At 73.6% G+C, this 12,374-nt stretch carries 8 protein-coding genes; 7 read left to right on the top strand and 1 reads right to left on the bottom strand.

Annotated features, from left to right (window positions below; genetic code table 11):
• Positions 1-43: 43 nt before the first annotated feature.
• The 5 genes from ACZ45Z_RS23900 (at position 44) to hflX (ending at position 7,209) form a co-directional block, all read left to right on the top strand.
• Complete coding sequence (locus tag ACZ45Z_RS23900; RefSeq protein ID WP_468365833.1) at positions 44-523, top strand: hypothetical protein; 480 nt, start codon at positions 44-46, stop codon at positions 521-523.
• 46 nt (positions 524-569) lie between these two features.
• On the top strand, positions 570-1,439 hold the full coding sequence (gene dapF, locus ACZ45Z_RS23895; RefSeq protein WP_468365830.1) for a diaminopimelate epimerase: 870 nt from the start codon (positions 570-572) through the stop codon (positions 1,437-1,439).
• Positions 1,440-1,599: 160 nt separating this feature from the next.
• Positions 1,600-3,816: a RelA/SpoT family protein gene (locus ACZ45Z_RS23890; protein WP_468365828.1), complete on the top strand. Its 2,217-nt coding sequence runs from the start codon at positions 1,600-1,602 to the stop codon at positions 3,814-3,816.
• A 109-nt stretch (positions 3,817-3,925) separates the two neighbouring features.
• The gene (locus ACZ45Z_RS23885) at positions 3,926-5,500 is read left to right on the top strand and encodes a M1 family metallopeptidase (protein ID WP_468365825.1); all 1,575 of its coding nucleotides are present in this window, start codon (positions 3,926-3,928) and stop codon (positions 5,498-5,500) included.
• 224 nt (positions 5,501-5,724) lie between these two features.
• Positions 5,725-7,209, top strand: coding sequence for a GTPase HflX (gene hflX, locus ACZ45Z_RS23880; protein WP_468365822.1), 1,485 nt, complete (start codon positions 5,725-5,727; stop codon positions 7,207-7,209).
• 139 nt (positions 7,210-7,348) lie between these two features.
• On the opposite strand, the gene ACZ45Z_RS23875 is transcribed toward hflX, so the two are convergent.
• Complete coding sequence (locus ACZ45Z_RS23875; RefSeq protein WP_468365819.1) at positions 7,349-8,539, bottom strand: trypsin-like serine peptidase; 1,191 nt, start codon at positions 8,537-8,539, stop codon at positions 7,349-7,351.
• Between the two features lie 284 nt (positions 8,540-8,823).
• Here ACZ45Z_RS23875 and ACZ45Z_RS23870 point away from each other — a divergent pair, with 284 nt between their 5' ends.
• Together ACZ45Z_RS23870 and ACZ45Z_RS23865 are read left to right on the top strand one after the other, a co-directional pair.
• Complete coding sequence (locus ACZ45Z_RS23870; RefSeq protein WP_468365816.1) at positions 8,824-10,218, top strand: diaminobutyrate--2-oxoglutarate transaminase family protein; 1,395 nt, start codon at positions 8,824-8,826, stop codon at positions 10,216-10,218.
• A complete protein-coding gene (locus ACZ45Z_RS23865) occupies positions 10,215-12,188 on the top strand; it encodes an IucA/IucC family protein (RefSeq protein ID WP_468365814.1) in 1,974 nt (657 codons plus the stop codon). The genes ACZ45Z_RS23870 and ACZ45Z_RS23865 overlap by 4 nt, the downstream gene beginning before the upstream one ends.
• Positions 12,189-12,374: the final 186 nt, after the last annotated feature.

The raw sequence follows: 12,374 nt of genomic DNA, 5'->3' as shown, positions 1-12,374 counted from the left end.
TTCGATCGAAGCGTGCAATCTGCAGTGGGGAGGGCGCGTGGCAATGGAGGCCGGCCCTCGCAACAGAGCGCAGCAACCGGACCGCGACGACATGGCACCGCCGGCCGGGGACGGCCTGGACGACCTGTCCGGTCCGGCCGCGCTGGACGACTCGGACAGCCCCGAGGGGCCCGCCGAGGGCGGCGAGTCCTTCCGCGAACTGCGTCCGCCGCGCAGGCTGCGCCTGTGGCAGCTCGCGCCGATCGTCATCCTCGCCGCCGTCGGATCCCTGATGTTCGCCTTCCCCCTCGCCTTCGAGTTCGGCGGCGACGGGGGCGCGGTGATAGCGATGCTCGGCCTGCTGCTGTGCTGCTGCGCCGCCGGCTGGGGCATGATGGCCGCCCGCCGCGTCGGTCACACCTGGCCCGGCTTCCCGGCCCGCGACTCCGGACGCCGCCCGAGCTGGCGCGTCATCGTCCTCTACACCGCCGTGGTGGCCACCCTCGCCGCCCTCGCGATCTGGCGCGTGGCCCGGCTGCGCTGACCCGGGCCCCGCTCCCGGCCGCCCGCGCACCCCGTACGATTCAAGGGTGACCACGCGCATCGCCTTCCTCAAGGGCCACGGCACCGAGAACGACTTCGTGATCGTTCCGGACCCGGCCGGCCGCCTCGACCTGTCCGCGTCCGCCGTCGCGAGGATCTGCGACCGCCGCGCCGGCCTGGGCGGCGACGGCCTGCTGCGCGTGGTGCGCTCCGCCGCCCACCCCGAGGCCCGCGCGCTGGCCGGCGAGGCCGAGTGGTTCATGGACTACCGCAACGGCGACGGCTCGATCGCCGAGATGTGCGGCAACGGCGTCCGCGTCTTCGCGCGCTACCTGCTGCACGCCGGCCTGGCCGAGGCGGGCGATCTCGCCCTCGCGACCCGCGCCGGCATCCGCCGCGTGCACCTGGCCAAGACCGGCGACGTGACCGTCTCGATGGGCCGCGCCGAGCTGCCGCCGGAGAGCGTCGTGGTCACCGTGGACGGCCGCAGTTGGCCGGCCCGCAACGTGAACATGGGCAACCCGCACGCCGTCGCGTTCGTCGAGGACCTGGCCCACGCCGGTGAGCTGCGCGGCGTACCGCCGTTCGGCCCAGCGTCGGTTTATCCCGACGGCGTGAACATCGAGTTCGTCGCCGACCGCGGCCCGCGCCATGTCGCGATGCGCGTGCACGAGCGCGGCTCGGGCGAGACCCGCTCCTGCGGCACGGGCGCCTGCGCGGTCGCCGTGGCCACCGCCCGCCGGGACGGCACGGACCCGGCCCTGACCGGCGAGCCCGTCACGTACACCGTCGACGTGCTGGGCGGCAGCCTGTCGATCACGGAGCTGCCCGACGGCACGGTCGAGATGACGGGCCCCGCGGTGATCGTCGCCGAGGGCACCTTCGACCCGGCCTGGCTCACCACGGCCCTCGCCTGAGGGACACGGCCCACCCCGAAATATTCGCTCGAATGGGTGATCCGTTTCACTCTGGGCGAGAGGGGGACAGCGCTGCGTGATGGGCTCGATAGCATCAAGCACCGGCCCGGACGTCCGACTGACGACGCCCCACCGCCGGTCGACGCTGCCGGAGGTGCCCATGAGCGCAGAGGCCACTAACCCTGGTAACCCTGAAGCAGCGGGCCGCAGGCGCGGCCTTCCCCGTCTGGAGCTGGCGGGGCTGCGCAGGATCGGTCGCGCCGCGCTGCTCGGCCCCGCGCCCCGCGACGGCCTCCCGGACGCGCTGGAGCACGTCGCCAAGGTCCACCGCGGCCACCATCCGGACGCCGACCTCGACATCCTCAGCAAGGCGTACGCGCTGGCGGAGTCCTCGCACCGCGGCCAGATGCGCAAGAGCGGCGAGCCGTACATCACGCACCCCCTCGCGGTGACCCTCATCCTCGCCGAACTGGGCGCCGAGACCACGACGTTGACCGCCTCGCTGCTGCACGACACCGTCGAGGACACCGAGGTGACACTCGACCAGGTGCGGACGGAGTTCGGCGCCGAGGTCTGCTACCTCGTCGACGGTGTCACCAAGCTGGAGAAGGTCGACTACGGCGCGGCGGCCGAGCCGGAGACCTTCCGCAAGATGCTGGTCGCCACCGGCAACGACGTCCGGGTGATGTCCATCAAGCTCGCCGACCGGCTGCACAACATGCGCACCCTGGGCGTGATGCGCCCCGAGAAGCAGGCCCGGATCGCCAAGGTGACCCGCGACGTGCTGATCCCGCTCGCCGAACGCCTGGGCGTGCAGGCGCTCAAGAGCGAACTGGAGGATCTGGTCTTCGCCATCCTCCACCCGGAGGAGTACGCCGCGACGCGCCGCCTGGTGCTGGAGCACGCCGGCCGGCCCGGCCCGCTGGACGCCCTCGCCGAGCGGGTGCGCCACACCCTGGACGAGGCCGACATCGGCGCCGAAGTCCATGTCGTCCCACGGCACTTCGTCTCCGTCCACCGCGTCCGGCTGGCGCGCGGCGAGGTGACCGGCGCGGACCTGGGGCGGTTGCTGGTCCTGGTGGCCGAGGACGCCGACTGCTACGCCGTCCTCGGCGAACTGCACACCTGTTTCACCCCGGTCGTCTCCGAATTCAAGGATTTCATCGCCGCCCCCAAGTTCAACCTCTACCAATCCCTGCACACCGCCGTCACCGGCGAACGCGGCGAGATCGCCGAGACGCTCATCCGCACCCACCAGATGCACCGGGTCGCCGAGGCCGGGGTGATCGCCCTGGGCAATCCGTACGCGCCCCCGGACGGCACCGACACCCCCGACGGCGAGCGGGCCGACCCGACGCGCCCCGGCTGGCTGTCCCGGCTCCTGGAATGGCAGCGGACCACCCCCGACCCGGACACCTTCTGGACCTCCCTGCGCGACGATCTCGCCCAGGAGGGGGAGATCACGGTCTTCTGCGCCGACGGCCTGCCGGAGGCCGCCGAGGGTGGCTCGGGCGGCGCCATCGGGCTGCCACCGGGCGCCAGTTGCGTGGACGCCGCGTACGCCCGGCACGGCGAGGCGGCGCACTGCTGCATCGGCGCCCGGGTCAACGGCCGCCTCGCGACGCTCTCCACCGTCCTGCACGACGGCGACAGCCTGCATCTGCTGATGGCCCCGGATTCCGCGACCGGCCCCTCACCGGAGTGGCTCGATCACGCCCGGACGCCCGCCGCGCGGCTCGCCATCGCCCGGTGGCTGGCCGACGCGCGGCGGGGCGGCGGACGCCAGACCCCGCACCCCACGGCCCACCCCGTCCGCCACGCCCACCCCACCCGCCCCGTGGATGGCCACGGTGCCTCCGCCGCCCACGACACCCCCGCCCCGGACTCTGCCACACCCGCCGCCGGCCTGGCCGTCGCGGACCTGCCCGGCGCCGCCGTACGACTCGCGGGCTGCTGCACCCCCGTACCGCCCGACACCGTCACCGGCTTCGCCGTCCGCGGCGGCACGGTCACCGTCCACCGCGCCCTGTGCCCGGTCGTCGCCCGCATGGCCGCGACCGGACGGCAGCCGGTGGGCGTGCGCTGGCGGGGCGCGGGCAAGAGCGGCCAGGGCTGCCGGGTGACCCTCCTCGCCGAGGCGTTCAGCCGGCCCCACCTGCTGGCCGACCTCACCGAAGTGATCGCCACCCAGGGCGCCGCCGTGGTATCGGCCGCCGTCGAACCCCCGCACGAGCAGCGGGTCCGCCACACCTACACCCTCCAGTTGCCCAACGCCGCCGGCCTGCCGTCCCTGATGCGCGCGATGCGCCAAGTCCCCGGCGTCTTCGACGTGTTGCGCGCCGGCCGCGCCCGGCCGGCCGCCGCCCTGCGCCCGTAGCGGCCGCCGGAGCCGGCAGCGTAAGCCGGACGCACCAACCGCCGCCCGTTCGGGTGCAGTAGGGCCGCGCCACCCACGGGCGGGCGGGTCACGCTGATAGCGGTAGCCCATGTCGCTTCCCTCGCGCCACCCGTCCGGCGATCCCGACCAGCCCGACCGCGCCCTGGCGCGCGCCCCGCGCGGCCGGCTCCCCGCGCGGGCCGGCCGCCGCGCCGCCGCCGTGGGCCTCGCCGCCCTCGTCACCCTCGGCGCCGCCGCGCCCCCGGCCACCGGCCCGCGCGGAATCGGTGACCGCCTCTTCCCCACCCTCGGCAACCCCGGCTACGACGTCCTGTCCTACGACGTGGCCCTGGACTACTCCGGCCACAACGACCGCCCGCTGACCGCCGTCACCGAGATCACCGCCCGCGCCACCACCGAGCTCGACCACCTCAACCTCGACTTCGCCCACGGCACCGTCCGGTCCGTGGAGGTCGACGGCCTGCCCGCGCGCCACGAGCGGCACGGCGAGGACCTGGTCGTCACGCCCATGATCCCCGTCTTCGCCGGCGACGAGATGGAGATCGTCGTCCACCACACCAGCGACCCGCGGGGCAAGAGCGACGGCGGCTGGATCCGCACCTCCGACGGACTGGCGATGGCCAACCAGGCCGACGCCGCACACCGCGTCTTCCCCTGCAACGACCACCCCTCCGACAAGGCCCGCTTCACCTTCCGCGTCACCGCGCCGCGCGAGCTGACGGCCGTCGCCAACGGACTGCTCCTGGACAAACGCGCGGGAGACGGCCCGCGCCGCACCTGGACGTACCGCACCGCGCACCCCATGGCCACCGAGCTGGCCCAGGTCTCCATCGGCAGGTCCAGCGTGGTCACCCGCCGCGGTCCGCACGGCCTGCCGGTGCGGGACGTCCTGCCGACCGCGGACCGGACCGCGCTCGGGCGCTGGGCGGCGAAGACCCCGGCCCAGATCGCGTGGCTGGAACGCAAGATCGGCCGCTACCCCTTCGAGACGTACGGGGTGCTGATCGCGGACGCCGAGACCGGCTTCGAGCTGGAGACCCAGACCCTGTCGCTGTTCGAGAAGCGCCTGTTCACCACACCCCGCCTGCCCGCCTGGTACGTCGAGTCGGTGATGCTGCACGAGCTGGCCCACCAGTGGTTCGGCGACAGCGTCAGCCCGCGCCGCTGGTCCGACGTCTGGCTCAACGAGGCGCACGCCACCTGGTACGAGGCGCTCTACGCCCAGGAGCGGAGCGGAAAGCGGGGCACCCTCCAGGAGCGGATGCGCCGGGCGTACGAGTCCTCCGACCGCTGGCGCGCCGAGGGCGGCCCGCCCGCGGCGCCCAAGGCGTCCAGCCCCGGCAAGAAGATCAGCATCTTCCGTCCGGTCGTCTACGACGGCAGCGCGCTGGTCCTGTACGCCCTGCGGCAGAAGATCGGCCCGGCCGCCTTCGACCGCCTGGAGCGCGCCTGGGTGGCCGAGCACCGCGACAGCGTGGCCGGCACCGCGGACTTCGTCGCGCTGGCTTCCCGCGTCGCCGGCCAGGACCTGACCGGCTTCCTCAAGAGCTGGCTGTACGGCACGAAGACCCCGCCGATGCCCGGGCAGCCCCAGTGGAAGGCCCTGAAGCCTCAGAAAGCCCAGAAGGCGGAGAAGCCCCACAAGGCCCACAAGGCCCGCTGAGGCCACGGCTCGCCCCCGAAGCCGCCGCCCGGGCCCAGGGCGGCGGCTTCGGGGGCGAGCGCCCGGAAAACCCGCGTGACGGCCGCCACCGCCCGTGGGACCATCGACGGGTCGACGCCGGCGGGCCCGGGAATCTCCGGGACGGTCCGGGCGTTGTCACCACTGACAGTCCCAGGGGGCCGGCAGGTCCCCGGCGAGGACTTCCCAACGACACAAAGGATCAAATGACCTCCTCTTCTTCCCTTCCGCAGGACCGACAGCGCCTCCCCGAGAGCCTTCGGGCCGACGCCCTGATGGAAGAGGACGTCGCCTGGAGCCACGAGATCGACGGGGAGCGTGACGGCGACCAGTACGACCGCTCGGCGCGCGCGGCGCTGCGACGCGTGGCGGGCCTTTCCACCGAACTCGAGGACGTCACCGAGGTCGAGTACCGCCAGCTCCGCCTGGAGCGCGTGGTCCTCGTCGGCGTATGGACCTCGGGGACGGTGAACGACGCGGAGAACTCGCTCGCCGAGCTGGCCGCGCTGGCGGAGACCGCCGGTGCTCTCGTGCTCGACGGCGTCATCCAGCGCCGCGACAAGCCGGACCCGGCCACCTACATCGGCTCCGGCAAGGCGCTGGAGCTGCGCGACATCGTGCTCGAATCCGGGGCGGACACCGTCGTGTGCGACGGTGAGCTCTCCCCGGGCCAGCTCATCCACCTGGAGGACGTCGTCAAGGTCAAGGTGGTCGACCGCACCGCCCTGATCCTCGACATCTTCGCCCAGCACGCCAAGTCCCGGGAGGGCAAGGCGCAGGTGTCCCTGGCGCAGATGCAGTACATGCTGCCCAGGCTCCGCGGCTGGGGCCAGTCGCTGTCCCGTCAGATGGGCGGCGGCGGATCCAGCGGTGGCGGCGGCATGGCCACCCGCGGCCCCGGTGAGACCAAGATCGAGACGGACCGGCGGCGGATCCGCGAGAAGATGGCGAAGATGCGCCGGGAGATCGCGGAGATGAAGACCGGCCGCGACATCAAGCGCCAGGAACGCCGGCGCAACAAGGTCCCCTCGGTCGCCATCGCCGGCTACACCAACGCCGGCAAGTCCTCCCTGCTCAACCGCCTCACCGGCGCCGGGGTGCTGGTGGAGAACTCCCTCTTCGCCACCCTGGACCCGACCGTCCGGCGGGCCGAGACGCCCAGCGGGCGGCTCTACACCCTCGCCGACACCGTCGGATTCGTCCGGCACCTGCCGCACCACCTCGTCGAGGCGTTCCGCTCCACGATGGAGGAGGTCGGCGAATCCGACCTCATCCTCCACGTGGTCGACGGCTCCCATCCGGTGCCCGAGGAGCAGCTCGCCGCGGTGCGCGAGGTGATCCGCGACGTCGGAGCCACGGACGTGCCCGAGATCGTGGTCGTCAACAAGGCGGACGCCGCCGACCCGCTGGTCCTCCAGCGCCTGCTGCGCAACGAGAAGCACGCCATCGCGGTCTCGGCGCGCACCGGCCAGGGCATGACGGAGCTGCTGACCCTCCTGGACGAGGAACTGCCGCGCCCCGAGGTCGAGATCGAGGCACTGGTGCCCTACACCCAGGGCGCCCTGGTCTCACGGGCGCACGCCGAGGGCGAGGTCATCTCCGAGGAGCACACCGCCGACGGCACGGTGCTGAAGGCGCGGGTGCACGAGGAACTGGCCGCGGAGTTCGAACCGTTCGTGCCGGCCGCGTAGCGGCCCCGGCACGGAACGGCGGCCACGGCACGAACCGTTCCGGACAACACGAAGGCCCGCCCCCGGGAACACGGGGGCGGGCCTTCGCACGTCGGGCGTCAGGGGCGGTGCCATTGACCGGCACCGCCCCGTGGGGCGCTTACTGCTTGGCGGCCCACTTCTTGCTCATGCTGTCGAAGATCGACTTGGCCTCCGGGCCCAGGTGCGGGCCGGCCGACCAACGGGCCGGGCGCGGCCCCATCGACATGTTGGAGACCAGGACGGGCTTGCCGTCCTTGCCCTTGACGAACCAGGGGCCACCGGAGGAACCACCGGTCATGGTGCAGCCGATGCGGTACATGGTCGGCTTCTGCGCGTCCATCGACAGGCGGGTCGGCTTGTCGGTGCACTGCTGCTGGACGGCACCGTCGAACGGCGCCTCGGCCGGGTAGCCCTGCGCGGTCAGGCTCGGGATCTTGTTCATCGCCGGAGCGTTGAAGTCCACCGCGTACGCGCCACCGGCGACCTCCTCCAGCGACTTGCCGCCGGTGTTCGCCTCCGGCTTGACGTGCATCAGCGCGTAGTCGTACGGGGCCATCGGAACACCCGGAACGGCGCCGCCGGCCTTGATCCACTGGTCGGACGTCGCCATGTCGTCCGCCCACCACTTGCCCGACGGGACGCGGTCCTCGAAGGGGGTGGTCTTCATCTTGGTGGCGGGCTGGCCGGTCCGGTTGAAGTTCGGCACGAACATCATGTTGCGGTACCAGCCGCCGTTCTTACCGGCGTGCACACAGTGCGCGGCAGTCCACACCAGGTTGGACTTGCCCGGGTGCGCCGGGTCCTTCACGACGGTCGCCGAACAGCGCGACTCGCCCTCGGGGGTGCTGAACAGCAGCAGGCCGACGCCCGGAGCGGTGGAGGTGTACGGGGTCCGGACCGGCTGGGCCGGGACCGCGGCGGGCTCCGGGTCGGTCTTGCCCTGGTCCTCGGAGATGTCCTCAGGCTTGCTGGGGTCCTTCGGCGGCTTGACCTTGTCGATCTTGTCCGGGTTCCAGAAGTCCTTGATGATCGGGTTGATGAACTCCCCGGCCTCGCGGAGCCACTTGTCCTTGTCCCAGTTCTTCCACTCGCCGTTCTTCCACTTGTCCAGGTCGATGCCGTGTTCCTTCAGCTTGTCCTGGATCTCCTGGGGAATCTTGATGTCACCCCCACCCGTGGTGTCCTGACCCGCGGACTGGGTGGGCTTGGAGTCCGCCTGGTCACCCTCGGGGCCGCAGGCGGTGACGGTCATCGCGAGCACGGCGGTGAGGGCTGCGGCGGCCAGGACTGGCCGACGTATGGATCGCATGGGTGGGTTCCCCCTGGTCAATTCGCTCTTCAGGCTGGTGTGGCCGGTGTGGACTCGCGCCGAGGTGCCTCTTGTCATGAACCTCAAGATCCCGGCGCAAGCCACCACTATGCCGGTGCCGATGGGGACGGCGGCAGCCGGGTCCCCGGTTCCCGGAGCAAGGATCTTGGCGCCGACCGTGATCCGGCACCCGCACCGTCGTTGGTACGTACGGGGGAGCGCCGGGCTGTCCGCAGCGGGCCGCGCGGCATCATGCAGCTCATCAGCAGGAGGACACAACTGCCGTGGCCCTGACCGAAACCGCGCCGGCGGCGGCACCGCCGGCCCATGAGGGGATCCTGCGCCGGCAGTCCCTGCGGGAGTCCGCCGCCCGCACGTACGCGCGCTCGCTGCCCATCGTCCCGGTGCGCGCCCGCGGCCTGACCATCGAGGGCGCCGACGGCCGGCGTTATCTCGACTGCCTCTCCGGCGCCGGCACGCTGGCCCTCGGGCACAACCACCCGGTCGTCCTCGAAGCGATCCGCACGGTCCTCGATTCCGGCGCGCCGCTGCACGTCCTGGACCTGGCCACCCCCGTCAAGGACGCCTTCACCACCGAGCTTTTCGCCACCCTGCCACCGGAGTTGGCGCGAAACGGGCGCATCCAGTTCTGCGGCCCGGCCGGCACGGACGCGGTCGAGGCCGCGTTCTCCCTCGTACGCACCGCCACCGGCCGCGACGGCCTGATGGCCTTCTCCGGCGCCTACCACGGCATGACCTCAGGAGCCCTGGCCGCCTCCGGCGGAGCGCGCCACCCGGGCGTGACCCGGCTGCCCTACCCGTACGACTACCGCTGCCCGTTCGCCACCGGCGGCGAACGCGGCGCCGAACTCTCCGCGCGCTGGACCGAGAGCCTGCTCGACGACCCCAAGAGCGGCGTGCCGCGCCCGGCCGGCCTGATCGTCGAACCTGTCCAGGGGGAGGGCGGGGTGATCCCCGCACCGGACGCCTGGCTGCGCCGGATGCGCGAGATCACCGCCGACCGCGGGATCCCGCTGATCGCCGACGAGGTGCAGACCGGCGTCGGCCGCACCGGCACCTTCTGGGCGGTCGAACACAGCGGGATCGTGCCCGACGTCCTGGTCCTGTCCAAGGCGATCGGCGGCAGCCTGCCGCTGGCGGTGATCGTCTACCGCGAGGAACTGGACCTCTGGCAGCCCGGCGCGCACGCCGGCACCTTCCGCGGCAACCAGCTCGCGATGGCCGCCGGGGCCGCCACCCTCGCCTACGTCCGCGCCAACGGGCTCGCGCGGCGCGCCGGGGAGCTCGGCGCCCGCATGCTCGCCCGGCTCGGCGGCCTCGCCGCCCGCCACGACTGCGTGGGCGACGTGCGCGGCCGCGGCCTGATGATCGGCGTCGAACTCGTCGACCGGGAAGCCGACGCCGACGCCACCGGCGCCCGGCCCGCCGACCCCGCCCTCGCCGCCGCCGTCCAGCGCGCCTGCCTGGACCGCGGCCTGATCGTCGAACTGGGCGGCCGGCGCGGCGCCGTCGTCCGGCTGCTGCCGCCCCTGACCATCACCGACGAACAGGCGGACGCCATCCTCGACCGCCTCGCCGACGCCATCGCGGCGGCGGTCCGCACCACCCCCGGGCCGACGGGCTCCTCCCCCACGACACTGCGAGGCACCTCCCCATGAACGAACGCCCCGGCTCCGACGGGACCCCGGCCGCCGAGCGGCTCCCCGCCCACCCCCAGGGCGCGGACACGATCGAGCAGGCCGTACCGCGCCAGCAACGACGCGCGGCGGACGACACCCGCCCCGCCCCGGCCGCCCCCCTCGCCGGCGCGCCCCACGACCGCGCCACCGGCGACGACCCTCTCGACCACCCGGACCCGGCCGCCGCCGCCGACGCCGCGGGCGTCGAGAACCTCCTGCGCTGCTGGATCCGCGAAAGCGGCGCCCGCCGCCCGGCCGACGGCTCGCTGCGCCTCGTGCTGCACGCCAGCGCGAGCGCCCTGCACATCCCCGTCCGCTACTGGTCGCCCACCGGCTGGCACCGGCTCGGCGCGCCCACCCTCGAAGGCGCGCCCGATGACGCGGCACCGGTGGACGCCGTCACCCTCGCCGCGCTGCTGTGCCGCGAAGCCGCGTACGGCGACGCGTGCCAAGGGCCCCAGGGCGAGCAGGGGGTCCGCGGCAACGGCGGCACGCCCCCCGGCGGGGACGGCGCCGACCTGGTCGGCCGGGTCGCCGACTCCGTCCGCGGCACCGCGCTCTTCCTCGCCGACCGGCGCGCCCACCCCGCCGACGACCACGGCTCCCTCTTCCTCGACGCCGAACAGTCCCTGCTCCTCGGCCACCCCCTGCACCCCACCCCCAAGAGCCGCGAGGGCCTCAGCGAGGCCGAGACCCGCGCCTACTCACCCGAGCTGCGCGGCGCCTTCCCCCTCCACTGGGTGGCCGTGCACCGCTCCGCCGTCGCCGCCGACTCCGCCTGGACCGAACGCGGCAAGACGGTGCCCGCCGAGCGGCTCGCCGCCCGCCTGTGCGGGGACGCCCTGATGCTGCCCGTCGACACCGTGCCGCTGCCGCTGCACCCCTGGCAGGCCCGCGAACTCGACGCCCGCCCCGACGTCGGCGCGCTCCGGGAGGCGGGCCTGCTGCACGACCTGGGCCCCCGGGGCCCCCGCTGGCACCCGACCTCCTCGGTCCGCACCGTCTACCGCCCCGGCGTGGACGCGATGCTCAAGCTCTCCCTCGGCCTGCGCATCACCAACTCCCGCCGGGAGAACCTCCGCAAGGAACTCCAACGGGGCGTCGAGGTGCACCGCCTGCTGCGCACCGGCCTCGCCGAGCAGTGGCAGGCCGTCCACCCCCGCTTCGACATCGTCCGCGACCCGGCGTATCTCGCCGTCGACGGACCCGACGGCCGGCCCGTCCAGGGACTGGACGTCGTCATCCGCCACAATCCCTTCAGCACCACCGACGACGCCGTGTGCATCGCCGGCCTCACCTCCCCGCGCCCCTGGCCCGGCCACGAGCGGATGCGCTCCCGGCTCGCCGCGGTCGTCACCGCGCTCAGCGCCCGGACCGGCCGCACCGCCGGCGCCGTCGCCACCGAATGGTTCCTGCGCTACCTCGAAACCGTCGTACGTCCCATCCTCTGGCTCGACGGCACGGCGGGCGTCGCCCTGGAAGCCCACCAGCAGAACACCCTGGTGCTGCTGGACCCCGACGGCTGGCCGACCGGCGGGCGCTACCGCGACAACCAGGGCTACTACTTCCGCGCCTCGCGCCGCGCGGAGCTCCAGCGGCGGCTGCCCGGCATCGGCACCGCCAGCGACACCTTCGTCGCCGACGACGTCACCGACGAGCGGTTCGCCTACTACCTCGGCATCAACAACGTCCTCGGCCTCATCGGGGCCTTCGGCGCCGAGCGCCTGGTCCGCGAGGAGATCCTGCTCGCCGCCTTCCGGCGGTTCCTCACCGCCGCGGCGGCCGCCCCGCGCGCCCACCGCTCCACCCTCCCGGAGCGACTGCTGACCGCCCGCACCCTGCGCTGCAAGGCCAACCTCGCGACCCGGCTGCACGGCCTGGACGAACTGGTCGGCCCGGTCGACACCCAGTCCGTCTACGTCACCCTGACCAACCCCCTCACCCCATAGCCGCCCCGTCTCCCTCCGTCCCGCCGCCACCCACCCGTCCCCGATCCCGGACCCCGGTCCCCGACCGCCACGACCCCTGACCGCTCCGACCCGTCCGCTGTCACCGACCGGCCTCCGTCCGACCCGGCACCGCCGCCCCCCCGACCCGGGGGGCCGCGTGCCGGACGGCCACGAGAGGAGAGAGTT

It is taken from the genome of Streptomyces sp. NPDC031210 (assembly GCF_055570395.1).
The sequence above is the reverse complement of the archived record's forward strand: the minus strand, read 5'-3'. Positions and strand labels throughout refer to the sequence as shown.

What these genes read in the sequence shown, in the direction of transcription:
- ACZ45Z_RS23900 (WP_468365833.1), top strand. Translation starts at nt 44, where the DNA reads ATGGAGGCCGGCCCTCGCAACAGAGCGCAGCAACCGGACCGCGACGAC.
- ACZ45Z_RS23890 (WP_468365828.1), top strand. Translation starts at nt 1,600, where the DNA reads ATGAGCGCAGAGGCCACTAACCCTGGTAACCCTGAAGCAGCGGGCCGC.
- ACZ45Z_RS23885 (WP_468365825.1), top strand. Translation starts at nt 3,926, where the DNA reads ATGTCGCTTCCCTCGCGCCACCCGTCCGGCGATCCCGACCAGCCCGAC.
- hflX (WP_468365822.1), top strand. Translation starts at nt 5,725, where the DNA reads ATGACCTCCTCTTCTTCCCTTCCGCAGGACCGACAGCGCCTCCCCGAG.
- ACZ45Z_RS23875 (WP_468365819.1), bottom strand. Translation starts at nt 8,539, where the DNA reads ATGCGATCCATACGTCGGCCAGTCCTGGCCGCCGCAGCCCTCACCGCC.
- ACZ45Z_RS23865 (WP_468365814.1), top strand. Translation starts at nt 10,215, where the DNA reads ATGAACGAACGCCCCGGCTCCGACGGGACCCCGGCCGCCGAGCGGCTC.